The organism is Halobacterium sp. CBA1126, from assembly GCF_009741975.1.
In the GTDB taxonomy this organism is placed as follows: Archaea; Halobacteriota; Halobacteria; order Halobacteriales; family Halobacteriaceae; genus Halobacterium.
In genome coordinates this window covers 1-23,007 of the sequence record NZ_WPCF01000037.1, presented here as the reverse complement: position 1 = coordinate 23,007, position 23,007 = coordinate 1, and the positions used below count along the sequence as shown (strand labels likewise).

Genomic DNA, 23,007 nt, shown 5'->3' with positions numbered 1-23,007 from the left:
GTTCGCCGAGCGCGTCGCGGCCGGCGAGCGAGGGACCGCGGTGCTGATGGGCGACCCGAACCACTCCGGCTACCAGTTCCTCGGGAAGGTCGAGCGCGCGGTCGACGCGCCCGTCCGAGTGGTGCCGGGCGTCTCGTCGCTGCAGGTGGCGGCGAGCAGGGCGCGCACGCCGATGGAGGACACCGAGTTCGTCACGCTGCACAAGAGCGGCGACCTCGCCGACGACCTCGCGCGGCTCCGCCGGCACGCGGGCGAGCGCCACCTGCTCGTGCTGCCGCGGCCGTTCGACCTGATGCCCGGGGACGTCGCGGCGGACCTGCTGGACGCGGGCGCGGCGCCGGACCTACCGGCGCTCGTGCTCGAACGGCTCACGCACGGCGACGAGTCGATTTCGCGGACGACGCTCGGCGACCTCGCCGGGCACGCGGGCGAGGAGACGCCGTTCTCGGACCTCTCGGTGCTCGCGGTCAGGCGAGCGTAGCGAGGGACCGTCAGTCGCGGGCGGCGATGGCTTCGAGCGCCGCGAGCACGCGCCACGCGAAGTAACAGACGCCCACGACGAACGCCGGGAGCAGGCCGAGGAGCGGCTGGTGGGCGACGAGCACGGAGTACGCGAACGACGCGACGAGGAGGGCGACGACGCCGGCGGTCAGCCAGCGGGGCGGGGAGGGTGGCGAGTAGTCGGACACACCTCGGGGTCCGGCGAGAGGCGACGTAATAGTTACGCGGCGTCGCAGCGCGCGCCACCGAGGCCGGTCAGGCGAACAGCGCGATGCCGGCCACGCCAGCGAGGGCGAGCGCGAGCGAGAAGCACAGCACGAGCAGGCGGCGCGGGCCGCCGGCCTCCGTGGGCGCGGAGAGGGCGCTGTCGCCGACGGTCTCCGGCGTCTCGGCGTTCTCGTTGAGGCTGCTGGTGCCGGCGAACAGCGCGAAGACGGTGGCGCCGCCGAACGCGAAGCCGAAGGCGGGCATCGTGAGCGGCAGCGACTGCGACCCGGCGAGCGCGTAGCCGAGCGCGGCGACGGCGGCGGCCGCGCTCCCGCCGTAGAGGGCCGGGGAGACGAGGAACCGGAGGTTCACAGTCGCGTATCGGCGCACCGGCGCAAAAAAGCCCGGGGCGACTGCAGTCCGCGAGACCGGCCTCGGTCGGGGGGCGTCAGCGGCCGTCGCCGTCGGCGGCGAACGCGGCGGCGTCGGCGGTCAGCGACGCTTCGAAGGTGGCGCCGTCGTGGGCCGCGAGGACGTCCCAGCCGTCCGCGAGCAGCGTCTCCAGCCAGTCGCGGCGCCGGTGCTCGTCGACCGGCGGGATGCGCTGGGCGCGGCTCTCCGCGCCGAAGTCGTCGTACATCGCCGCCAGCGCGTCGAAGTCGCCGGGGCCGGCGGCGCGAACGGAGACGCGGCGGTCCTCGTCGTCGCGGAACTCCACGGGCGGGACGGGGAACCCGGACGCGGACCGTGGTGTCTCGGTGCCGGTGCGTCCCGTGGGGCCGTCCGCGGGCCGCGTCGTGTTCGGTGGCATGGTGGGAGTAGTCGGCGGTGGGTGGAGGCGTTCGGTTCGGGCTTCAGTTGCGCGTACGTCGGACAGCACCGGAAAACGGGGGCACGGTTCCAGCGTTCTGGGAACCGCGGGACCGCGCGGTGGGACGCTGGCCAGTGCCGACTGTATCAAAACACACATCCGGTGTTGCCGCGAACGGGTCGGTATCCAGCCGCTCCCATGACCGAAAAACGCGAGTACACCGGCGACTACGACGACAAGACGCTGTACATTCCGGGGCCGACCGAGGTCCGCGACGACGTGCTGGAGGCGATGTGCGAGCCGATGTTCGGCCACCGCATGGACCGGATGACGGACCTCTACACGACCATCGTCGAGGACACGAAGACGTTCCTCGGCACGGACAACGACGTCGTCATCCTCACCGCCTCGGGGACGGAGTTCTGGGAGGCGTCGACGCTGAACCTCGTCGACGAGAACATCCTCGTGCCGACCTGCGGGAGCTTCAGCGAGCGCCACGCGAACGTCGCCGAGCGGCTCGGGAAGGACGTCGACCGCCTCGAGTACGACTGGGGGGAGGCCGTCAAGCCCGGGGACATCCGGGACGCCCTCGAGTCCAGCGAGAAGCACTACGACGTGGTGGCGACCGTGATGAACGAGAGTTCGACGGGCGTCCGCAACCCCATCGAGGAGATCGGGGACGTCGTCGCGGACTACCCGGAGACGTACTTCGTCGTCGACGCCGTCTCCGCGCTCGGCGGGGACTACGTGGACATCGACGAGCACGACATCGACGTCATCTTCGCGTCCACGCAGAAGGCGTTCGCGATGCCGCCGGGGCTGGCGGTCTGCGCCGTCAGCGACGCCGCCTACGACCGCGAACTGGAGAAAGACGAGGCGTCGTGGTACGGCGGCTTCCAGCGCTCGCTGGACTACTACGACCGGAAGGGCCAGACGCACTCCACGCCCGCGATTCCCGTCATGCTCGCGTACCGCAAGCAGATGAAGCACATGCTCGAGGAGGGCCACCGCGCCCGCGACCGCCGCCACCGGGAGATGGCCGAGTACACCCGCGAGTGGGCCTACGAGCACTTCGACGTCTTCCCCGAGGAGGGGTACGAGTCCCAGACCGTCAGCTGCATCGAGAACACGCAGGGCATCGACGTCGCGGCGGTCATCGAGGAGGTCTCCGAGGAGTACGACATGGCGTTCTCGAACGGCTACGGGTCGACGCTCGGCGGGGAGACGTTCCGCATCGGGCACATGGGCGAGCACACCGTCGAGAGCATCGAAGCGCTGACCGACGCCATCGAGGACGTCGCCGGCCTCTGAGCGGTCCCGCCGCTGTCGGTCGCCGTCTCCTGGGAGAATTAGCCGCGTGACCGCCGTCAGTCGCCTTCGAACGGCCGGAACTCGTCGTTGCCGCAGTCGCAGGTCCCGTCAGTGCCGATGGGGCGGAAGCCCGACCCGGCACACTGTGCGGGGTACGTACTCTCGCAGACCGTACAACCAACGATAACGTCAGGCGTTCCGCCTGTTTCACTGCCGTCGTCTGCCATCGTCGCTGTCCGAACGGAGGCGGCTTTCGGCGATGAGCGATTGGCGAGTATATACAACTCACTTAAGTGCAGTCGACAGTCCCGCGTTCGTGCTGTGAGACGGAATCGCACTACTGCTCGCCGTCCGGCGCGCCGTCCGCCCCCGGCTCCTCGAAGACGTCGCCGACGAGGTTGCCGTGGCCGCGGCGAAGCCGCTTCGAGAGCGCCTGCTGGCTGATGCCGAGCTCGTCGGCCACCTCGCTCATCGTCGCCTCCGGCGGCACCTCGTAGAACCCCGCGTCGAGGGCCGCGACCAGCGCCTCGCGTTGCTTCTCGGTGACGCCGAACCGGTCGGGCGCGCCGGCGTCCCCGGAGCGGAACACGCGCTTGACCTCGTAGGTGACGTCGTGGCGCTCGCAGTACGTCGAGAACGACGGGAGCTGGCCGGGGTTCTCGAACCGGATGCGGAGGTCCCAGCCGCCGCGCTGCCCGGTCGCGGAGACGAGCGTCCCGCCGGTCTCCACGACCGCGTTCGCCACCGACTCGACGCCGCCCGGCCACTCCGCGCGGTACAGCGCCTCCGACTCGTGGGTGTCCAGCCGCGTCGCCTCGTCGACGGTCGGGTCCTCGGCGACCGCGGACTCGAATGCGTCGAGGTCGCCGTACACCCAGAAGTACGGCGTGAGCTTCCCGTTCGGGTGTGCGACGACGCGTTCGATCTCCACGACGGTCTCGGGGGCCGCCGCGAGGGTGTCGGCCATCGCGACGGAGCTCGTCGGCACCGCGACTTCCGCGACGACGCTCATAGGCGTCCTCGGTCGTCCTGCGTGGTAAGTGTAAGGCCGCTCCCGGGGCGACGGTCGCTGTAGGGAGAACGTTTATTCGCGCTAGGCCGTAGGTTCGAACTGATGCCGGCCGACGAGTCGTGGCACAACGCGGTCGCCGGTGACGCCGTCGAACCGCCCGCGTCGTTCGTCGAGCAGGCGAACGTCACGGACCAGGACGTCCGCGAGGCGTTCGAACGGAACTGGCCGGAGTGCTGGGCGCGCGCCGCCGACCTCCTCGACTGGAGCGAGGAGTACGACGCCGTGCTCGGCGGGGACGGCCCGCCGTTCCGGTGGTTCGACGGCGGGCGACTGAACGCGAGCTACAACTGCGTCGACCGCCACCTCGACGACCGCAAGAACAAGGTCGCGTTGACGTGGGAGGGACGGCTCGGCGAGTCGCGGTCGTACTCGTACCTGGATCTCTACCGGGAGGTCAACGAGTTCGCGGCGGCGCTCCGGGACCTCGGCGTCGAGGAGGAGGACGTCGTCACCCTCTACATGCCCGTCGTCCCCGAACTCCCCATCGCGATGCTGGCGTGTGCGCGCATCGGCGCGCCGCACAGCGTCGTCTTCGCCGGGTTCTCCGCCGACGCGCTCGCGATGCGGATGGACGACGCCGACTCGGAGTACCTCGTGACCTGCGACGGCTACTACCGACGGGGCGCGCCCGTCCACCAGAAGAACAAGGCCGACAACGCCGCTATCGCGCTCGACGACGGCATCGAGGCGACCGTCGTCGTCGACCGATTGGGGGACGACACGCCCCTCGCGGCCGACGAGTACGACTACGGCGACCTCGTCACCGCGCACCGCGGGGAGACCGTCGACCCCGTGCCGCGGGACGCGACCGACCAGCTGTTCCTCATCTACACGTCCGGCACGACCGGCGAACCCACGGGCGTCCGCCACACGACCGGCGGCTACCTCGCGCACGCGGCGTGGACGAGCCACGCCGTCCTCGACGTCAAGCCCGAGGACACCTACTGGTGTTCGGCGGACATCGGCTGGATCACCGGCCACTCGTACACCGTCTACGGGCCGCTCGCGCTCGGCGCGACGACGATGCTCTACGAGGGGACGCCCGACTACCCCGAGAAGGACCGCGTCTGGGAGCTCATCGAACGCAACGCCGTCGACGTCTTCTACACGGCGCCGACGGCGATTCGCGCGTTCATGAAGTGGGGCGAACAGCACCCGGACAGCCACGACCTCTCGAGCCTGCGGCTGCTGGGGACGGTCGGCGAACCCATCAACCCCCGCGCGTGGAAGTGGTACCACGAGCACATCGGCGACGGCGAGTGCCCGGTGGTGGACACGTGGTGGCAGACCGAGACCGGCGGCATGATGGTCACCACGCTGCCCGCGATCGACGACATGAAGCCGGGGTCGGCGGGGCTCCCGCTCCCCGGCATCGACGTCGAAGTCGTCGACGGCGACGGCGAACCCGTCGACCCGGGCGAGACCGGCTACCTCGTCGTCACCAGTCCGTGGCCGGGGATGCCGCTGTCGATGGTCGAGAACGACGGCTGGTTCGCGGACGAGGCGCCCGTCTTCCCGGACCTCTCCGAGTACGACTGGGCGTACTTCACGGAGGACGGCGCGACCGTCGACGAGGACGGCTACGTCACGCTGCTCGGGCGGGTGGACGACGTCATCAACGTCTCCGGCCACCGCTTCGGGACGATGGAGATCGAGTCCGCCATCGCCGACGTCGAGGGCGTCGCCGAGGCCGCCGTCGTCAGCGGCCCCCACGACCTCAAGGGGAAGGCCGTGTACGCGTACGTCAGCACCGCAGAGGGCACCGACGAGGACGCGCTCCGCGACCGCGTCCGGGACGCGGTCGACGCCGCCATCGGCCCCATCGCGGTCCCGGACGTGGTCGTGTTCACGCCCGAACTCCCGAAGACGCGCTCGGGGAAGGTGATGCGGCGGCTCCTCGAGGACATCGCCAACGACGACGACCTCGGGGACACCAGCGCGCTGCGCAACCCCGAAGTCGTCGGGGAACTCGAGTCCGCGCTCGGCGACCGCGACTGAGCGGATTTCGCGTTCTGTAGTAAAAGCGAAACGGAACCGTGGATACCCGTCGGAATAGCCACCTATCCCGTCCGGTGATTCCGGCTCTCGAAAGATTCTTACTTCGGTACTGCGAGGATTCACGAAACATGAGCGAGGGCGTCGCGGCGCTGTCCGAGACCGCCTACGAGCGGCTCCGGCGAGCCACGGAGACCCACCGCGAGGAGCTCGTCGTCCGGCTCGCCGGCGAAGTCGGGCTCCGACCCGCGGAAATATCTCGCGTGCGGCCCGAAGACGTCGCTACTCACGACCGCGCAGACGTCACCCACCACTTCCTCCGCGTGCGCGACGAGGACGACACGGTTGCGCGCGACGCCTACCTGCCCCCGGACGTCGAACACGACCTCCGCCAGTACGCCCGCACAGTCGGCGTCGATGACGACGAACGCGTGGTCGACGTGTCCCCGCGGCGCGTCCAGATGCTGGTGGCCGACCTCGGGGAGCGCGCGGCCGACCGCACCGGCGACGACGCGCTCCGGGACGTCTCCACGCGGACGCTCCGGCAGTTCTTCGCCCGCCAGCTCCTCGGCGAGGGCGTCGACCCGCGCGCGGTCGCGGCGGTCGGCGGCTGGGAGCGCCTCGCCAGCCTCGACCCGTTCGTCGACGACCCCGGCCGCGACGACGTCGTCGCGGCGTTCGCCGACACGGACCTCGCACCCGTCCGGCAGCCAGACGCCGCACCGGGCCCGCGCTTCGACGCCGCGTTCGACCGCCTGTGCGCCGTCGGGGACGCGCTCGCGTCGGCGTCCACGCGGGACGGCGTCGAGCAGCGGACCTGCGACGCGCTCGTCGACGGGGACGCGTACGCGTTCGCGTGGATCGCGCGGTACAGCGGCGGAACGTTCCGCGCGGAGACGCACGCCGGCGCGGCCGACGCGACGGTCGACGTCGCCGCCGACGGGGGCGCGGTCGGGGACGCGCTGGCGTCCGGCGAGGTCCGCGTCTGCGAGAGCGTCCGCGACGACCCGGCGTTCGCGGACTGGCGCGAACCCGCCGAGGCAGCCGGCTTCTCGGCGGCCGCCGCCGTCCCCGTCACGGACGACGAGACGACGTACGGCGTGCTCGGCGTCGGTGTCGACGGCAGCGTCGCAGACCGCGAACGGGACCTGCTCGCGGACCTCGGGCGGCGCGTCGGCCGCACCGTCACGGTCGTCCAGCAGCGCCAGCTCCTGCTGGCGGACGCGGTGCTGGAGCTCGCGTTCGAGACGACCGGCGACGACTCCTTCTTCGCCGCGGCGGCCGCCGAACACGGCTGCACGTTCGAGCTCGACGGCGTCGTCCCCGGCGAGGAGGGCACGCTGCTGTACTTCGTGCGGCTGTCTGGGGCGTCCGCGGAGACCGTGTTGTCGTGGGCGGCCGACCAGCCCGCGGTCGCGGACGGCCGGCTCGTCCGGGACTACGGCGACGAGTCCCTGCTCGAACTCGCGGTCTCGGGGGCGGACGTCGCGAAGACGCTGGCCGACCGGGGGGCGTCCGTCCGGGAGCTCGTCGCGACGCCCGCCGAGCAGCGCGTCGTCGTCGACGTCACGACCGACACCGACGTCCGGTCGCTGGTGTCGGCGGTCACCGACGCGTTCCCGGACGTCGAACTCGTCTCGAAGCGCGAGCGCGACCGGCCCGACGAGACCTCCGCGGCGTTCCGCGCGTCCCTCCACGAGTCGCTGACGGACAAGCAGGCGTCGGTGTTACGCGCGGCCTACCACGCGGGCTACTTCGAGTGGCCCCGCGGCAGCACCGCCGAGGAGCTCGCGGACGCCATCGGCATCACGTCCCCGACGCTGCACAACCACCTGCGGCGCGCCCAGCAGAAGCTCCTCACGGCGTTCTTCGCCGATGACGACGTCGGTCCCGGGGGCGTGGAGTGGCCGGAGGACTGACCGCTTCGGGGCGTCGCTAACTGTTTAGTGACGAGCGCGGCGGCCGTCGGCTGCGAAGTGCTTTGTGGCTCGCGGAATTTGCCGGAATACGGCCAGTGCGGCGCGCTGGCGTTCGTCCGTCGGGTTTCGCCGTTCGTTTCTCACAGCGCGGGTGTTGGCATAATTAGCGCCGGTACTTAACACGGATGTAGTGAACGATTGTGATGGATATGCCAGACCAAGACGCTGACCCGGAACTCGAAGCCCGCCTCCCCGAGGGCGAGGTCTTCGAGCCGCCGGAGTCGTTCGTCGAGCAGGCGAACGTCTCGGACCCCGACATCTACGACGAGTTCGAACAGAACTGGCCGGAGTGTTGGGAGCGCGCCGCCGACCACGTCTCGTGGGACGAGGAGTACGACACCGTACTCGACGACTCGAACCCGCCGTTCTACGAGTGGTTCACCGGCGGCGAACTGAACGCGAGCTACAACTGCGTCGACCGCCACGTAGAGGACGGCCGCGGCGACGAGGCGGCCCTCGAGTGGGTCGGCGAACCGACCGACGAGTCGCGCACGTACACGTACGCCGAACTCCAGCGCGAGGTCGAGGAGTTCGCGGCGGCGCTCCGGGACCGCGGCGTCGAGGAGGACGACATCGTCACCCTCTACATGCCGATGATTCCGGAGCTCCCGATCGCGATGCTGGCGTGCGCGCGCATCGGCGCGCCGCACAGCGTCGTCTTCGCCGGGTTCTCCGCCGACGCGCTCGCGACGCGGATGAACTCCGCGGACTCCGAGTATCTGGTGACCTGCGACGGCTACTACCGTCGCGGCGACCCCCTCGACCACCTCGAGAAGACCAACGAAGGGCTGGAGGGCGTCGACCACGAGGTCAGCGACGTGGTCGTCGTCGACCGCCTCGGCGACGACGGCTTCGGCCACGACCTCGCGGCCAACCAGATCGACTACGACGAACTGGTCGCGGAGTTCGAGGGCGCCGAAGTCGACCCCGTACCCCGGGACGCCGAGGACATGCTGTTCCTGATGTACACCTCGGGGACCACGGGCCAACCGAAGGGCGTCAAGCACACGACGGGCGGCTACCTGTCGTACGCCGCGTGGACGAGCCACGCCGTCCTCGACGTCAAGCCGGAGGACACCTACTGGTGTTCGGCGGACATCGGCTGGATCACCGGCCACTCGTACATCGTGTACGGGCCGCTCGCGCTCGGCACCACCTCGGTGATGTACGAGGGCACGCCGGACTACCCGGACAAGGACCGCCTCTGGGAGATCGTCGAAGACTACGACGTCACCCAGCTGTACACGGCGCCGACGGCGATCCGCGCGTTCATGAAGTGGGGGAAGGAGTACCCCGACCAGCACGACCTCTCGAGCCTGCGGCTGCTGGGGACGGTCGGCGAACCCATCAACCCCCGCGCGTGGAAGTGGTACTACACCCACATCGGGAACGAGGACTGTCCGGTGGTGGACACGTGGTGGCAGACCGAGACCGGCGGCATGATGGTCACCACGCTGCCCGCCATCAACGACATGAAGCCCGGCTCCGCCGGCCCGCCGCTGCCCGGCATCGACGCGAACATCGTCGACACCACGGGCGAACAGGTCGCGCCGGTGAAGCCGGCTACCTCACGGTCGACAACCCGTGGCCGGGGATGCTCCGGACGCTGTACGACAACGACGAGCGGTTCATCGAGGAGTACTGGACGGAGTACTCCGACACGGACAGCGACGATTCCGACGACTGGGTGTACTTCCCGGAGGACGGCGCGAAGATCGACGAGGACGGCTACATCACCGTGCTCGGGCGGGTGGACGACGTCATCAACGTCTCCGGCCACCGCCTCGGCACGATGGAGATCGAGTCCGCCATCGTCGGCGTCGAGGGCGTCGCCGAAGCCGCCGTCGTCGGCGGCGACCACGAGTTGAAGGGCGAAGCCGTCTACGCGTACGTCATCACCGAGGACGGCTACGAGGGGGACGAGGACCTCCGCGAGCGCATCGTCGCCGGTGTCGAGGACGCCATCGGCCCCATCGCGCGCCCGGAGGAAGTCGTCTTCACGACCGAGCTCCCGAAGACTCGCTCGGGGAAGATCATGCGGCGGCTCCTCGAAGACATCGCCAACGACGAGGAACTCGGCAACACCTCCACGCTGCGGAATCCGGAGGTCGTCGAGGACATCCAGTCGAAGGTCGCGGACAACTGACGACACCCACGCTTTTCACATTCACCACACGGAACGAACCAACAGACCACTACCTATGACAGACAACGACACTCACGATTCGACGGACGAACCGCCCGCCGAACCGGACGGCGGCGCCGTCGCCGGCGCCGCGCAGTCCGGGGAGAGCACCGACTACCTCACCTCGGAGGTGAACCTGCTGAAGCCGAGCACGCCGTTCATGCGGGACCACCTCCGCATCATCTGGACGGGGTTCGCCGTCTGGGCGCTCATCGTCTTCGGCCCGGTGACGCTGACCGCCATCATCCCGGGCGTAATGACCTCGACGATGCCCGTCATCGGCTTCCCGCTGCACTACTTCCTCGTCTCCATCGGCGCGCCCGGCGGCGCGCTGATTCTGGCGTTCTGGTACGCGCGAAAGCGCGACGCCCTAGACGAGAAGTACGGCATCGACCACTCGCCTGACGGGGGTGTCTCGGAATGAGCGCACTCCCCTACGTCGCCGGCGCGGTCGCCCAGTCCAGCCTCCTCCCGGAGGGACTGAACGTCTCGTTCAAGCTCCTGCCCGCCATCCTCGTGACGGGGATGCTGCTGCTGTTCCTCGTCATCGGCTTCGTGTTCAAGGTCGCCGACACCGAGGGCATGTGGGTCGCCGGCCGCTCCATCGGGAACGTCGAGAACGGCATGGCGATCGGCGCGAACTGGATGTCCGCGGCGTCGTACCTCGGCATGGCCGCGCTCATCGCCACCTCCGGCTTCTACGGGCTGGCGTTCATCGTCGGCTGGTCGACCGGCTACTTCGTGCTGCTAATCTTCATGGCCGCCCAGATGCGGCGGTTCGGGAAGTACACCGCACCCGACTTCGTCGGCGACCGGTTCAACTCCGAGACCGCACGCGCCATCGCGGCGCTGACGACCTTCCTCATCGCGTTCGTGTACGCCATCGGGCAGGCGCGCGGGATGGGGCTGGTCGGCCTGTACATCTTCGGCGACCTCGGCATCCTCGGGCTCACCGGCTACCAGTCGATGGTCGTCCTCATGATGACCATCACGGTCGGCTACCTGACGCTCTCGGGGATGCTCGGCGCGACGAAGAACATGGCCGTCCAGTACGTCATCCTCATCGTCGCGTTCCTCGCGGGCCTGTACGTCGTCGGGTTCGTGAACGGCTACTCGACGATCGTCCCGCAGCTCGAGTACGGGGCCCTGTTCTCCGCGCTCGGCAGCGAGTTCAGCGAACCGTTCGTCAACGGCGGTTACTACCTCTGGATCGCCACCGCGTTCTCGCTGGTCGTCGGGACCTGCGGGCTGCCCCACGTGCTCGTGCGGTTCTACACCGTCGAGAGCGAGCGCACGGCGCGCTGGTCGACGGTCTGGGGGCTCGGCTTCATCCTCCTGCTGTACCTCGGCTCGCCCGCGTTCGCCGCGTTCGGGACCGACCTCTACGCGAACAACATCGGCCCCGTCTACGGCGACCCCGGCATGACCGCGGCCGCCGGTGACGTCATCGTCGTGCTCGCGGCCCAGCTGTCGAACCTCCCGACGTGGTTCGTCGGCTTCGTCGCCGCGGGCGGCATCGCGGCGGCGATCGCGACGACCGCCGGGCTGTTCATCACCGGCTCGTCCGCGATCTCCCACGACATCTACAAGAACCTCATCAACCCCGAGGCGACCCAGCGCCAGCAGGTGCTCGTCGGTCGCCTGAGCATCGTGCTCCTCGGCGTCATCACCACGCTGGCAGCGCTCGACCCGGCAGCGCCCATCGCGGCGCTCGTGTCGTACGCGTTCTCGCTGGCCGGCGCCGTGCTGTTCCCGATGTTCTTCCTCGGGCTCTGGTGGGAGAACACGAACCGTCAGGGCGCGCTCGCCGGCATGACCACCGGCCTCGTCATCTGGATCGTCCCGATGATCAACGAAGTCGGGCCGAACTACGGGCTGCTCAGCGGCGCAGCGGGCGCGGACGGCATCGTCTCCGCGACGCTCGCGCAGTGGCTGCCCGCCATCGGCTCGGCGCTCGTCGGCGTCCCGGTCGTGTTCGCGGTGACCATCGTCGTCTCGATGGTGACCTCCGAACCCGACCTGGAGACGAAGAAGCTCGTCCGGCAGTGCCACAGCCCCGAACCGATGAGCCAACAGGAGAGTGCGGAAGACGTCGTGAGCTCTGACGACTAAATGTACGACAACATACTCGTTCCGACGGACGGCAGCGAAACGGCCCGCAGCGCGGTCGACCAGGCGGTCGACCTCGCGGAGAAGTACGACGCGACGGTACACGCGCTGTACGTCTTCGACGTCGACGCGACGAACCTCGCGCTCGGCACCGAGCAGGTCGAACGCATCCGCCGCGGGAAACTCGACGAGATGCCGGAAGTGAAAGCGGAGGCCGAGGAGGCCACCAGCTACGTCGCGGAGATCGCCGCCGACCACGGCGTCGCCGTCGAGGAACACGTCACCGCCGGCGAGCCCGCTCGCGCTATCCGGAAGTTCGTCGAGGACAACGACATCGACCTCGTCGTGATGGGGAGCCACGGCCGCTCCGGGCTCTCCCGGGTCGTCCTCGGTAGCGTCGCCGAGAAAGTGCTCCGGCGCACCCGGCTGCCGGTACTGGTCGTCGACGCCCACGGGGAAGACGAATCGTGAGCCTGCTCGACGCCGTCCGCGACCACGTCGTCGAACACCACGACGGCATGCTGTTCGACCTCGTGTTCGCGTTCGCGTGGGTCATCGTCGTCACCCTGCTGTTCGAGACGTTCGGCGCGCCGCAGTTGGTGTACTACGGTGCGCTCGCGAGCGGCGTCGTCGCCTACTACGGGTTCGTCTTCTCGCTGGAACACGCGAAAGAACAGTAACGCAACCGGCCTCTTTTCAGCCGAGCACGTACCGCAGCCACGGGTACCGCTCGACGAGCGTCTCGCCGCCGACGTCGTAGCTCTCGATGTACGCGTCCAGCCCGAGGATGCGGCCGGCGCCGAACGCCGCCACGGAGAGGAACACGAGCATGTACGCGAAGTCGCCGTTGATGTAGCCGTGACTGACCTCCCAGTTCCCGAGGTAGAACATGAGCATCATGAACGCGCCCCAGAACGCCGCGAGGCGCGTGAGACAGCCGACGATGAGGCCGAGGCCGATGAGCACCTCTCCCCAGGGGACGGCGACGTTCACGAAGTCGACGAACCACGGCGTCTCCCCCATCGCCACGAAGAGGTCCGCTACCGGACTCCCGTTCGCTGGCGGCGCGTTCTGTAGGTAGCCGGCGGCGCTGAAACTGCCGGACAACACCTTGTCGGCGCCGCTCCAGAGGAAGGCGACGCCCATCATCAGGCGCAACGCGAGGATGAACCAGACGCTCAGCGAGTGGAGCTTCCCCACGGCGGTGAAGCCCGCGACGGTGCTTTCGAGACGGTGTTCTTGAGTGGACATACCTACTTCGAGAGACATCACCTGCTCCCATTAGAATGGTGGCTGGTTCTCGGAACCTTGGAAGTTCTCTCGGCCGTTCTCGCCAGTCGGTTGTTTCGGGCCGACCGCCGTTCGCCCGCACGCTTTTTCCGCTCGGGCCGCTCGGCTGAGACATGGTCGCCGCCGAGCACGTCGGGTTCGTCTTCGTCGCCGGGCTGGTCTCCGCGGTGACGACCGGGCTGGGGGCGATTCCGTTCTTCGTCGTCGAGGACGTCGACGCGCGCTGGACGGTCCGCCTCTGGGGGCTCGCCTCGGGCATCATGCTCGTCGCGTCGCTCGGCGGCCTCGTCACCGAGGGGCTCGCGCGCGGCACGATTGGACAGGTCGCCGTCGGCCTCGCGTGCGGTGCCGTCCTCGTCGTCGCCGCCGACCGCGCGCTCGGTGCCTACGAGCCCGAGCCCGAGCAGTACGAGACCGCGAACTACCGGGAACTCCTGTTGATTCTCGGCGTCCTCACCGTCCACTCGTTCCCCGAGGGCGTCGCGGTCGGCGTCTCTTTCGCCGACCTCGGGCTCGTCGGCGGCGTCGACGTCGCCGGCCTCTCGGTCCCGCTGTTCGCGGTGTTCATGACCGTCGCCATCGCCCTCCACAACGTTCCCGAGGGGCTCGCGCTCGCAATCCCGTTGCAGGCGCTGGGCGTACCGAACTGGCGGCTGTTCTGGTGGGGCGTCTTCTCCAGTCTCCCGCAGCCACTCGGCGCCGCGCTGGCGTTCTACTTCGCCCGCCTCGCGCGCGAGCTGCTGCCGTACGGCTTCGGGTTCGCCGCGGGCGCGATGACGTACCTCGTCGTCACCGAGTTCGTCCCGGAAGCACTCGACGCCGGCGCCGACCTGCCCGCCGGTGGCGTCCGCAACTTCGTGGCGGGAGTGCTCGTCGGCGCGCTCCTGATGGTTCCGATCGTGTTCGTGTGACCACGTCTCAGTGCTCGGCGTCGACCGTGGCGTGAATCGAGTTCCACCGACAGTACTATCCGCGAATATACCAGATAGATACACTATATTTTGGAGCGGTAGGTCTGTCGACGAACTGCTCGGGTCGAAAACGCACTCACCGGAGAATAGGCGGTGATAGGGTTATACCGGTCGATATCACTGTCCGCCTGCGATTACTGCGCTCCCCTGCTGTACGAGAGTGCTCTACAGCAGGTGCGTGAATGAGGGGCTCTAACCGCCTACAGGTAAACAATAGGTGAAATGTGTACCTATTGCACCTATTTTTACTGTGGGGTTCGCGGTGGGGTGGCGGCTTACTCGACCGAAGCGGCCGGAGATACCGGACAGATCGCTCTAATAGCTATCTCGTCCGAAAGAGAGACGACTACCGCTTCGGAAGTATTCGATTAGATATGGTATGGGGGAAATATCAGACGGAGAGATTGAATTTCACCGGGTCGTCGGTGGCTACTCGAGGGACTTCAGCATCCCCTTGAGGTAGCCGACGGTGTACGAGCGCCCGAGCGTGCTCCCGAACTCCCAGTCCGTCTCGCCCTCCATCAGCGGGACGTGGTCGGGCGTCATCACGCCCGAGAAGCCGACCTCGTCGAGCGCCTCCACGACCTCGTACTCGTCGAAGTTGCCGGCGTCGTCGTCGACGAACGTCTCGTGGAACTCGGGGACGGTGCCGACGACGTCCCGGAAGTGCGCGTAGACGATGTCGTCGCCGCCGAAGTGCCGGATGACCTCCGGGAGGTCCTCGCCCATCTCCGACCAGCAGCCCATGCCGAGCTTGAGACCGTGGTAGTCGCTGGGGCGGATGTCGAGCGCGCGCTCGAAGTTCTCGCGGTTCCGGAAGAGGAGCGGAATCCCGAACAGCTCCTCGACGGGCGGGTCGCTGGGGTGGACGCCGAGCTTCACGCCCGCCTCCTCGGCGACGGGGACGACGGCGTGGAGGAACTCCTCGTAGCGCTCCCACATCTCCTCCTCGGTGACCTCGCGGTCGGGGCCGCTGCGGGCGTCCGGGTCGAGGTCGTTGACGTGGAACGCCGACGCCTTCGCGCCGCCGCGGACCTCGTGCTCGCGGGTTGTGCGGACGGCGCCGTCCGGCGGGTGGCCGCTGTATCCGAGAACGTGGATGCCCGCCGCGCCCATGTTCCGGATGGTCTCGGTGACGACCCCGGTCAGCGCTCGCCGCTCGTCTTCGTCGTCGTTCAGCAGAATCTCGTAGAGGGGAACCGGCATCTTCTCGACGCCGTACAGCCGGAGGCCGGCGTCGTTCGCGCGCTCGCGGAGCTCCACCAGCGCGTCCTCGGCCCACGCTTCGCCGAGCGGGAGCGCGGAGTCGAACCCCTCGTGCCGGTGGGGCGTGAGCAACACGTCGTCGACGCCCAGTTGGGCGGCGAACCGGAGGAAGTCGTCCGTCGCGGGCTTGTACGTACCGATGGCGACGCGCATCGTCTCGGGGTCGGCCTGGACGTCGTCGACGCGCTGGCCGTCGCCGCTTGTGCGTGGCATTACCAATCAGAACGCTGCGGGCACAATTAAACCTTGAGTTGCGTCGACGGCCCGCTCTGGCCGAGCACGTCGAACGCGTTCGACTGGTCTTCGGGATCGAGCGAGACCGATATAACAGAGGTACTCTCGTTATAGTTTTCCGGCGAGCGGAACGCGAAATTCGCCAGTTCGGGGGACAGCTGCTCGGTTTCGTTCGACGTACTCGAACGAATATTCGACTCTATCGACCGGAAAATCTCGGCGAATCGGCAGACGACCGCGCTCGGAGGGGTCGCGCTACGAGTGCGCGATGTTGAGCTCGAGCTCGTTGGCCGCGCCCAACAGGAGGTCCGGGAGCTCCGCTTCGAAGCGTTCGCCCTTGAGGCGGTGGCTCGGGCCCGTGACGCTGAGGCCGCCGATGACGGCGTCGTCGGGGCCACAGATGGGGACGCCGACCGCGTGCGTGCCGCGGAGGGACTCCTCGCGGTTGAACGCGTAGCCGCGCTCGCGGACCGCTTCGAGTTCCGCGCGGAGCTCCTCGGGGTCGGTGATCGTGTGGCTGGTCACCGGCTCGAACGACATCTGTTCGAACATATCGGACAGCTCGTCCTCGGGGAGCTCCGAGAGAATCGCCTTGCCCGCGGACGCGGCGTACAGCGGGATGCGACTCCCGATGCCTGGGTCCGTACGGACCGCGTGCTCGCCGACCGACCGCGCGAGGTAGACGGCCTTCCCGTGCTCTTCGACGAAGAACTGCGCGCGTTCGCCGGTCTCTTCCGCGATCTCGTCGACCTTGTCGCGCACGAGCTTGTACCCGCTGTAGCTGTTCCGCGCGGTCACCCCGAGCTCGAGGAATCGCAGGCCGACGTGGTACTCGCCGTCGCGCTTGACGACGTAGCCGATGTCTTCGAGCGTGCGGAGGTGCCGGTGGACCGTGCTCTTCGCGTAGTCGAGTTCACCGGCGAGTTCCGTCAGCGACGCCCCCTCCCGGTCGGAGATGCGTTTGACGATGTCGAACATCGTGCGAGCCGTCTGCACCGAGTCGGCGAGTCCGTCGTCCGGTGTGGTCATGTTTAACAAACTATTCTCCCACTGCCAAAAGTTGTTCGACTCCGTCGAATAGTGTTGTGGCAACTGTTCACGTACCCGCGGTGGTCGCCCGACCGGCACGATAGGTAGATTTACTTCAGTCACCCGCGAGCCTCTCGTGTAGTGACGCCGTCCTCCATCGCCGGAGCGGACACGGACATCCTCAGGGAGCGACCGTTCCAGTTGCTCCTGCTCATCAACGTCCTCCCGCCGCTGGGCACCGCGCTCCTGTCGCCGGTCCTCGGGTCGCTCGTCGAGCCGCTGGGCGCGTCCACGGCGAACGTCGGCCTGCTGATGTCCGCGTTCACCGCGCCCGCCATCTTCGTCATCCCCGTCGCTGGCGTCGTCTCCGACCGCTTCGGCCGCCGCCCCGTCCTCATCTTCGGGCTGCTGTGGTTCGGGCTCACCGGCACCGCGATCGCGCTCGTCTCGACGTTCGAAGCCGCGCTCGCGCTCCGCTTCCTCCAGGGCGTCGGGTTCGCCGCGCTCACCCCCATCATCATCACGAGCCTCGGCGACCTCTACGCGGGGACCAAGGAAGCGACCGCGCAGGGCCTCCGATTCACGGGGTCCGGGCTCTCCCAGACGGTGTTCCCGCTCGCCGCCGGCGTGCTCGTGGGGTTCGCGTGGCAGTACCCGTTCCTCCTCTACGCCGTCGCGTTCCCCGTCGCCGCCGTCGTCTACGTCTACTTCGAGGAGCCGCTGGACGACCCCGGCCGCGACGACTCGGACGGCGACTTCCGCGAGCAGCTCGGCGACCTGCGGACGCTCGTCGAACACCGGCGCGCGTGGACGATGGTCGTCGCCCGCGGCACCGCGAACCTCGCGTGGTTCGGCTTCCTCACGTACAACTCCATCCTCGTCGTGGACGTGCTCGACGGCACGCCCGCACAGGCCGGCCTCTTGGCGGCGCTGGCCAGCCTGACGTACGCGCTCGCCGCCTCGCAGGCCGGCCGCATCGCCGACCTCTTCGACGACCGAATCTACCCCCTGCTCGCGCTGAACGTCTCCATGGGCGCCGGGCTCGCGCTCGTCTTCCTCGCCCCGTCGCTGCCCGTCGCCGCGGTCGGCGTCGTGTTCATGGGCGCCGGGTTCGGCCTCGTGCTCTCCATCTACCGCAGCATCGTCACCACGCTCGCCCCGCCGTCGCTCCGCGGCGGTCTCGTCAGCCTCAGCGAGGGCAGCGGGCGCGCCGCGGCGACGATGACGCCGATTCTGATGGGCGCCGCCATCGCCCTCAGCGCCTCGTCTCTCGGGTTCACGACCGCCGTGCGGGCCGTCGGCGTCGGCACCGGGCTGCTCGGCGCGGGCACGGGCATCGCGTGCCTGCTCGCGATGAGCGCGGCGGCACCCATCGAGATGGGCGAGTGAGCCGACCCCGGAAGTTTTGTCGGCCGGCGGCGTTGCTGCGGGCATGACCACCACTGACGTCGCGGTGCTCGACCACGACGCGCACGGCATCCCCGCCGCCGACTACGCCGACCTGCTCTCTCGACGCCTCCCCGACCACACCGTCCGGCTCGCGGCGACGCCGGACGAGCGCCGAGAGCTCCTCGCCGAGGTCACAGTCGTCGCGGGGAAGACGCTGGACGTCGCGGACCTCGAGGTCGCCGAGAACCTGCGGCTGTTCGCGTGCAACGCCGCTGGCGTCGACCACCTCCCGCTGGACGAACTCGCCGAGCGCGGCGTCGCCGTGACGAACGCCTCGGGCGTCCACGGGCCGAACGTCGCCGAGCACGTCCTCGGCTGGGTGCTCACGTTCGCGCGCCGCCTCGACGAGGGGCGGCGCCGGCAGGAGCGCCGCGAGTGGCGGCGCTTCCAGTCGTTCACCGAACTCGCGGACAGCACCGTCACCGTCGTCGGCCTCGGCGCCATCGGCGAAGCGGTCGTCGAGCGCTTCGACGGGTTCGACGTCGACACCGTCGGCGTCCGGTACACGCCCGAGAAGGGCGGGCCGACCGACGAGGTAATCGGCTACGGCGACCTCCTCGACGTGCTCTCCGGGACTGACGTGCTGGTGCTTGCGTGCCCGCTCACGGACGCCACAGACGGCCTCGTCGGCGAACCGGAGCTGGACGCGCTGCCGACGGACGCGATCGTCGTGAACGTCGCCCGCGGCCCCGTCGTGGACACGGACGCGCTCGTGACTGCACTCCGGTCGAACAAGATTCACGGCGCGGGCCTCGACGTCACCGACCCGGAACCGCTGCCCAGAGACCACGACCTCTGGGGGTTCGAGAACGTCTTCCTCACGCCCCACGTCGCCGGCCACACGCCGAAGTACTGGGAGCGCCGCGCGGACATTCTCGCGGAGAATCTGGCTCGCGTCGCGGAGACCGGCGAGTACGCCGACCTCAGGAATCAGGTGGTCTGACTACTGGTAGGCCTGCAGCCCGGTGAGGTCCTCGCCGAGAATCAGCGTGTGGATGTCGTGGGTTCCCTCGTACGTGTAGACGGTCTCCATGTTTGCCATGTGCCGCATCGGCGAGTAGTCCGCGGTGATGCCGTTGCCGCCGAGCATCTCGCGGGCGATGCGGGACTGGTCGCGGGCCATCCGGACGTTGTTGCGCTTGGCCATCGAGACGTGCTGGGGGCGCATGTCCCCCGCTTCCTTGAGGTCCGCGAGGCGGTGGGCGAGCAGTTGCGCGAGCGTGATCTGGGTCGCCATCTCCGCGAGCTTCTGCTGTTGCATCTGGAAGCCGCCGATGGGCTTCCCGAACTGCTCGCGGTCCGTGGCGTAGTCGCGGGCGGTCTCGAAGCAGTCCTGTGCCGCGCCGACGGCGCCCCACGCGATGCCGTAGCGCGCCTGCGTGAGACACGACAGCGGCCCCTTCATCCCCGAGACGCCGGGGAGCCGGTTCTCCTCGGGAATCCGGGCGTCCTGGAGGCTGATTTCGCCCGTGACGGAGGCGCGGAGGCTCAGCTTCTCGTCGATCTTGTTCGTGGTGACGCCGTCGCGGTCGGTCTCCACGAGGAACCCCCGGACGGGGTTGTCGTCCTCGCTGTGGTCTTTCGCCCACACCACCGCGACGTCCGAAATCGGGGAGTTCGTGATCCACGTTTTCGAGCCGTTCAGGACGTACTCGTCGCCGTCCTTCTCGGCGCGCGTCTCCATCGCGGAGGGGTTCGACCCGTGCTCGGGCTCGGTGAGCCCGAAGCAGCCGACGGCCTCGCCGGTGCCGAGTTTCGGGAGCCACTCGTCTTTCTGCTCGTCGCTGCCGAACGCGTGAATCGGGTACATCACGAGCGCGCCCTGCACGCTCGCCATCGAGCGCAGCCCCGAGTCGCAGGCCTCCAGCTCCCGCATCAGCAGGCCGTAGGCGGTCTCGCTGACGTTCGGGAGCCCGTACCCCTCGAGGTTCGGCGCGTAGAACCCCATCTCCCCGAGCTTCGGGATGAGCTCCTCGGGGAACGTGCCGTCGATCCAGTGCTGGCCGATGTCCTCCACTTCGCCGTCGATGAACGAGCGCGCGGAGTCGACGAGCATCCGCTCCTCTTCGGTCAGCGACGATTCTAGGTCGAAGTAATCCAGCATACCTCGCCGTACCGCCTCCACCACTAAATAACCCTACCGGACGGCCGCGCTCAGAAGCCGTCGGTGCCGTCGAGGCGGTGTTCCTCGACGACGTCCATGTCGAGTTCGATGCCGAGCCCCGGCGCCTCGGGCACCTCGATGCGGCCGTCCCGAATCAGCGGTTCGTCGCGCGCGAGCAGGTCGTCCCACCACTCGACTTCGAGGGCGTGGTACTCCAGCAGGTCGAAGTTCGGCGTCGCCGCGCCGAGGTGGACGCACGCCATCGTCCCGACGGGGCTGCAGACGTTGTGCGGGGACATCGGGATGTAGTTCTCCTCCGCGCGGTCCGCGACCCGCATCGTCTCCGTCAGCCCGCCGACGGTGGTCGGGTCCGGCGTCACCACGTCGACGCCGTGCTCGTAGACGAGCTCTGAGAGCTCGAACACGCGGAAGCGGTTCTCGCCGGTCGCCACGGGCGTCCGCGTCGCCTGCGTCACCTCCTTCTGGGCGTCCATGTTCTCGGGGGGCACGAGGTCTTCGAGCCACATCAGGTCGAACTCCTCGAGCTCGTAGGCGAGCCGCTTCGCGCTCTCGACGGAGTAGTCCCAGTGGCAGTCGAACGCGAGGTCGACGTCGTAGCCGATCTCCTCGCGGACGGCTTCGACGATCTCCGTCTTCTCGCGGATGGCCGCGTTCGTCAGGCGGCCGTTGTACGAGTCGTTGACGTTGTCCGCGGGGAGGTCGAGGTCGAACTTGATGGCGTCGAAGCCCATGTCGGTGACGCGCGCGGCCTCCGCGGCGTACGCCTCGGGCGTGTACGCCTCGGCCTCCGCGTAGTCGGTGGCGCCGTCCTCGACGGCGTACGCCTCGCCGGCGTGGCAGTCGCAGTACAGCCGCACCTCGTCGCGGTACTTCGAGCCGAGCAGCTGGTAGACGGGGAGCCCGAGAATCTTCCCGGCCGCGTCGAGCAGCGCCACCTCGATGCCCGAGGCCGCGGTGACGACCTTTCCGGTGGTGCCGCCGTGGCCGGACATCTCCTGGAAGATGTACCGGACGAGGCGCTCGACGTCGAGGGGGTTCTCCCCGACGAGGAAGCGGTTCGTGTACTCGACGAGCTCGGGGATGCCGCCGCCGCGGTAGGACTCGCCGATGCCGGTGACGCCGGCGTCGGTCTCGACCTTGATGAGGTTCCACTCGAAGTTGCCTTCGACGACGCACGCGCTGATGTCAGTAATTTCTACGTCTCGGTCCGGGTCGCGGGTCTGAATCTGGTCTGAGTAGTCTCTCATTCGTCCTTGAACTGCTCGAGGGCGTCCTCGTCGAGGGGGACGCCGTGGCCGGGTCGGTCGGGGAGGTCGATCATGCCGTCGTCGCCGGGCTTCACGGGGTCGGCGACGACGTCGTCGAACGCCTTGACGTCCATGTCGCGGTAGAAGTACTCCACCCAGAGGCCGTTCTCGATGGCGCCGAGCAGGGAGGCGTGGATGTTCCAGTTGTAGTGGGGCGCGATGGGGATGTCGTAGGCGGCGGCGTGGTGGGCGATCTTCAGCCACTCCGTGATGCCGCCGCAGACGGTGACGTCGGGCTGGAGGATGGTCGCGGCGCCCTCGTCGGCGAGCCGCGCGAAGTTGTGCCGCGTCCCCTCCAGTTCGCCGGTGGCGACCGGGTAGTCGAGGGCGTCGTTGACCTCCGCCATCGTGTCCACGCGGTCGATCATCACGGGCTCCTCGATGAAGTACGGGTCGTGGGGCGCGAACTTCCGGCAGTTCCGCAGCGCCTCCGTTTTGGACTCCCAGACGCCGTTGGCGTCCAGCAGGAGCGTGCGCTCGTCGCCGATCTCGTCCCGCACGGCGGCGACGCGGTCGGCCTCTTCGTCGGCGGACAGGCGGCCGACCTTCATCTTCACGACGTCGTGGCCCTCGTCGAGGTAGCGCCGCATCTCCCCGCGGAGCGCCTCGTGGCCCTTGTCGTCGCGGTAGTAGCCGCCGCTGGCGTACGAGGGCACGCGCTCGCTGTGCCCGCCGAGGAGCTTGTGCAGCGGTTCGCCCGCGGCCTTCCCCTTCACGTCCCAGAGCGCGATGTCGACCGTGGAGATGGCCCGCAGCAGGACGCCCGCGCGGCCGATCTGGACGTTGCCGTTGTACATCTCGTGCCACAGCCGCTCCGTGTCTCGGGGGTCCTCGCCGACGAGGATCGGTTCGAGGAGGGACTCGACGGCGTCGGCGATGAGCCCGGCGCCCTCGTACCCCAGCGAGTAGCCGACGCCCTCGTGGCCGGTGTCGGTTCGCACGTACGTTATCGCGTGGTCGCGGTACGTGAGCGTGCGGTTGGAGAACGACACCGGCGTCTCCAGCGGCAGCTTGATCGGGAACGACTCGACTTCGGTGATTTCCATGGAGTGAGCGGCGACGCACGCACACAAGTAGCCCGTTGTACCGGCAACAATTACACCCACAGTTTTTGTGTGGGTGCTGCGACACCTCGGGTATGGAGTTCCCCGAGCGCGGCGACGTCG

Annotated in this window: 21 protein-coding genes and 1 pseudogene; 12 read left to right on the top strand and 10 right to left on the bottom strand. The window is 68.7% G+C overall.

Annotation, left to right across the window (positions count from 1 at the left end):
* Positions 1 to 481 (top strand): SAM-dependent methyltransferase (locus GJ634_RS07075; protein WP_231736976.1); only part of this gene is annotated, 481 nt, incomplete at its 5' end.
* 10 nt (positions 482 to 491) lie between these two features.
* Here the strand turns inward: GJ634_RS07075 and GJ634_RS07070 are convergent.
* From GJ634_RS07070 to GJ634_RS07060, 3 genes are all read right to left on the bottom strand, one after another.
* A complete protein-coding gene (locus tag GJ634_RS07070; RefSeq protein WP_157501619.1) occupies positions 492 to 689 on the bottom strand; it encodes a hypothetical protein in 198 nt (65 codons plus the stop codon).
* A 67-nt stretch (positions 690 to 756) separates the two neighbouring features.
* Positions 757 to 1,080, bottom strand: coding sequence for a hypothetical protein (locus GJ634_RS07065; protein ID WP_157501617.1), 324 nt, complete (start codon positions 1,078 to 1,080; stop codon positions 757 to 759).
* 76 nt (positions 1,081 to 1,156) lie between these two features.
* Positions 1,157 to 1,519: a hypothetical protein gene (locus GJ634_RS07060; RefSeq protein WP_157501615.1), complete on the bottom strand. Its 363-nt coding sequence runs from the start codon at positions 1,517 to 1,519 to the stop codon at positions 1,157 to 1,159.
* 198 nt (positions 1,520 to 1,717) lie between these two features.
* Between GJ634_RS07060 and GJ634_RS07055 the strand changes: the two genes are divergently transcribed.
* The gene (locus tag GJ634_RS07055) at positions 1,718 to 2,830 is read left to right on the top strand and encodes an alanine--glyoxylate aminotransferase family protein (RefSeq protein WP_157501613.1); all 1,113 of its coding nucleotides are present in this window, start codon (positions 1,718 to 1,720) and stop codon (positions 2,828 to 2,830) included.
* 337 nt (positions 2,831 to 3,167) lie between these two features.
* Here the strand turns inward: GJ634_RS07055 and GJ634_RS07045 are convergent, their stop codons facing one another.
* Positions 3,168 to 3,842, bottom strand: coding sequence for a bacterio-opsin activator domain-containing protein (locus GJ634_RS07045; protein WP_157501609.1), 675 nt, complete (start codon positions 3,840 to 3,842; stop codon positions 3,168 to 3,170).
* 102 nt (positions 3,843 to 3,944) lie between these two features.
* Between GJ634_RS07045 and acs (GJ634_RS07040) the strand changes: the two genes are divergently transcribed.
* The 7 genes and pseudogenes from acs (GJ634_RS07040) to GJ634_RS07010 all read left to right on the top strand — a co-directional run bounded on the left by acs (GJ634_RS07040) (position 3,945) and on the right by GJ634_RS07010 (position 12,850).
* Positions 3,945 to 5,900: an acetate--CoA ligase gene (gene acs / locus GJ634_RS07040; RefSeq protein WP_157501607.1), complete on the top strand. Its 1,956-nt coding sequence runs from the start codon at positions 3,945 to 3,947 to the stop codon at positions 5,898 to 5,900.
* Positions 5,901 to 6,028: 128 nt separating this feature from the next.
* Entirely contained in the window at positions 6,029 to 7,816 is a 1,788-nt protein-coding gene (locus GJ634_RS07035) for a bacterio-opsin activator domain-containing protein (protein WP_157501605.1), read from the top strand.
* 209 nt (positions 7,817 to 8,025) lie between these two features.
* Positions 8,026 to 10,022: pseudogene (acs, locus tag GJ634_RS07030) on the top strand (acetate--CoA ligase).
* A 55-nt stretch (positions 10,023 to 10,077) separates the two neighbouring features.
* Positions 10,078 to 10,485 (top strand): DUF4212 domain-containing protein, encoded by a 408-nt coding sequence (locus tag GJ634_RS07025; RefSeq protein ID WP_157501603.1) that lies wholly within the window; start codon positions 10,078 to 10,080, stop codon positions 10,483 to 10,485.
* Positions 10,482 to 12,173: a cation acetate symporter gene (locus tag GJ634_RS07020; protein WP_157501601.1), complete on the top strand. Its 1,692-nt coding sequence runs from the start codon at positions 10,482 to 10,484 to the stop codon at positions 12,171 to 12,173. The genes GJ634_RS07025 and GJ634_RS07020 overlap by 4 nt, the downstream gene beginning before the upstream one ends.
* The gene (locus GJ634_RS07015) at positions 12,174 to 12,641 is read left to right on the top strand and encodes a universal stress protein (protein WP_157501599.1); all 468 of its coding nucleotides are present in this window, start codon (positions 12,174 to 12,176) and stop codon (positions 12,639 to 12,641) included. It begins immediately after the preceding gene.
* On the top strand, positions 12,638 to 12,850 hold the full coding sequence (locus GJ634_RS07010; RefSeq protein ID WP_157501597.1) for a hypothetical protein: 213 nt from the start codon (positions 12,638 to 12,640) through the stop codon (positions 12,848 to 12,850). The genes GJ634_RS07015 and GJ634_RS07010 overlap by 4 nt, the downstream gene beginning before the upstream one ends.
* A gap of 16 nt (positions 12,851 to 12,866) precedes the next feature.
* Here the strand turns inward: GJ634_RS07010 and GJ634_RS07005 are convergent, their stop codons facing one another.
* Positions 12,867 to 13,421 (bottom strand): DoxX family protein, encoded by a 555-nt coding sequence (locus GJ634_RS07005; RefSeq protein WP_157501595.1) that lies wholly within the window; start codon positions 13,419 to 13,421, stop codon positions 12,867 to 12,869.
* 152 nt (positions 13,422 to 13,573) lie between these two features.
* On the opposite strand from GJ634_RS07005, the gene GJ634_RS07000 reads away from it, so the two are divergent.
* Entirely contained in the window at positions 13,574 to 14,371 is a 798-nt protein-coding gene (locus GJ634_RS07000; RefSeq protein ID WP_157501593.1) for a ZIP family metal transporter, read from the top strand.
* A gap of 489 nt (positions 14,372 to 14,860) precedes the next feature.
* Here GJ634_RS07000 and GJ634_RS06995 read toward each other — a convergent pair whose 3' ends face one another.
* Both GJ634_RS06995 and GJ634_RS06990 read right to left on the bottom strand, forming a co-directional pair.
* Positions 14,861 to 15,910 carry a mannonate dehydratase gene (locus GJ634_RS06995; RefSeq protein ID WP_231736975.1) on the bottom strand — a complete coding sequence of 350 codons (1,050 nt, stop codon included), beginning with the start codon at positions 15,908 to 15,910 and terminating at the stop codon, positions 14,861 to 14,863.
* A gap of 276 nt (positions 15,911 to 16,186) precedes the next feature.
* A complete protein-coding gene (locus GJ634_RS06990; protein ID WP_157501591.1) occupies positions 16,187 to 16,960 on the bottom strand; it encodes an IclR family transcriptional regulator in 774 nt (257 codons plus the stop codon).
* A 141-nt stretch (positions 16,961 to 17,101) separates the two neighbouring features.
* On the opposite strand from GJ634_RS06990, the gene GJ634_RS06985 reads away from it, so the two are divergent.
* Positions 17,102 to 18,349, top strand: coding sequence for an MFS transporter (locus tag GJ634_RS06985; RefSeq protein ID WP_197425436.1), 1,248 nt, complete (start codon positions 17,102 to 17,104; stop codon positions 18,347 to 18,349).
* Positions 18,350 to 18,392: 43 nt separating this feature from the next.
* A complete protein-coding gene (locus GJ634_RS06980) occupies positions 18,393 to 19,352 on the top strand; it encodes a D-2-hydroxyacid dehydrogenase (RefSeq protein ID WP_157501589.1) in 960 nt (319 codons plus the stop codon).
* Here GJ634_RS06980 and GJ634_RS06975 read toward each other — a convergent pair whose 3' ends face one another.
* From GJ634_RS06975 to GJ634_RS06965, 3 genes are read right to left on the bottom strand one after another with little or no spacing between them, the layout of a single operon-like run.
* Positions 19,353 to 20,513 carry an acyl-CoA dehydrogenase family protein gene (locus GJ634_RS06975; RefSeq protein ID WP_157501587.1) on the bottom strand — a complete coding sequence of 387 codons (1,161 nt, stop codon included), beginning with the start codon at positions 20,511 to 20,513 and terminating at the stop codon, positions 19,353 to 19,355.
* A gap of 50 nt (positions 20,514 to 20,563) precedes the next feature.
* Positions 20,564 to 21,781: a mandelate racemase/muconate lactonizing enzyme family protein gene (locus GJ634_RS06970; protein WP_157501585.1), complete on the bottom strand. Its 1,218-nt coding sequence runs from the start codon at positions 21,779 to 21,781 to the stop codon at positions 20,564 to 20,566.
* The gene (locus tag GJ634_RS06965) at positions 21,778 to 22,887 is read right to left on the bottom strand and encodes a mandelate racemase/muconate lactonizing enzyme family protein (protein WP_157501583.1); all 1,110 of its coding nucleotides are present in this window, start codon (positions 22,885 to 22,887) and stop codon (positions 21,778 to 21,780) included. Before GJ634_RS06965 ends, GJ634_RS06970 begins: the two co-directional genes overlap by 4 nt.
* Positions 22,888 to 23,007 lie beyond the last annotated feature (120 nt).

Bases quoted from the DNA above. Each gene is read 5' to 3' on its own strand.
- GJ634_RS07060 (WP_157501615.1), bottom strand. From the start codon at position 1,519: ATGCCACCGAACACGACGCGGCCCGCGGACGGCCCCACGGGACGCACC.
- GJ634_RS07055 (WP_157501613.1), top strand. From the start codon at position 1,718: ATGACCGAAAAACGCGAGTACACCGGCGACTACGACGACAAGACGCTG.
- GJ634_RS07045 (WP_157501609.1), bottom strand. From the start codon at position 3,842: ATGAGCGTCGTCGCGGAAGTCGCGGTGCCGACGAGCTCCGTCGCGATG.
- acs (WP_157501607.1), top strand. From the start codon at position 3,945: ATGCCGGCCGACGAGTCGTGGCACAACGCGGTCGCCGGTGACGCCGTC.
- GJ634_RS07035 (WP_157501605.1), top strand. From the start codon at position 6,029: ATGAGCGAGGGCGTCGCGGCGCTGTCCGAGACCGCCTACGAGCGGCTC.
- GJ634_RS07025 (WP_157501603.1), top strand. From the start codon at position 10,078: ATGACAGACAACGACACTCACGATTCGACGGACGAACCGCCCGCCGAA.
- GJ634_RS07020 (WP_157501601.1), top strand. From the start codon at position 10,482: ATGAGCGCACTCCCCTACGTCGCCGGCGCGGTCGCCCAGTCCAGCCTC.
- GJ634_RS07015 (WP_157501599.1), top strand. From the start codon at position 12,174: ATGTACGACAACATACTCGTTCCGACGGACGGCAGCGAAACGGCCCGC.
- GJ634_RS07005 (WP_157501595.1), bottom strand. From the start codon at position 13,421: ATGTCCACTCAAGAACACCGTCTCGAAAGCACCGTCGCGGGCTTCACC.
- GJ634_RS07000 (WP_157501593.1), top strand. From the start codon at position 13,574: ATGGTCGCCGCCGAGCACGTCGGGTTCGTCTTCGTCGCCGGGCTGGTC.
- GJ634_RS06995 (WP_231736975.1), bottom strand. From the start codon at position 15,910: ATGCCACGCACAAGCGGCGACGGCCAGCGCGTCGACGACGTCCAGGCC.
- GJ634_RS06990 (WP_157501591.1), bottom strand. From the start codon at position 16,960: ATGACCACACCGGACGACGGACTCGCCGACTCGGTGCAGACGGCTCGC.
- GJ634_RS06980 (WP_157501589.1), top strand. From the start codon at position 18,393: ATGACCACCACTGACGTCGCGGTGCTCGACCACGACGCGCACGGCATC.
- GJ634_RS06975 (WP_157501587.1), bottom strand. From the start codon at position 20,513: ATGCTGGATTACTTCGACCTAGAATCGTCGCTGACCGAAGAGGAGCGG.
- GJ634_RS06970 (WP_157501585.1), bottom strand. From the start codon at position 21,781: ATGAGAGACTACTCAGACCAGATTCAGACCCGCGACCCGGACCGAGAC.
- GJ634_RS06965 (WP_157501583.1), bottom strand. From the start codon at position 22,887: ATGGAAATCACCGAAGTCGAGTCGTTCCCGATCAAGCTGCCGCTGGAG.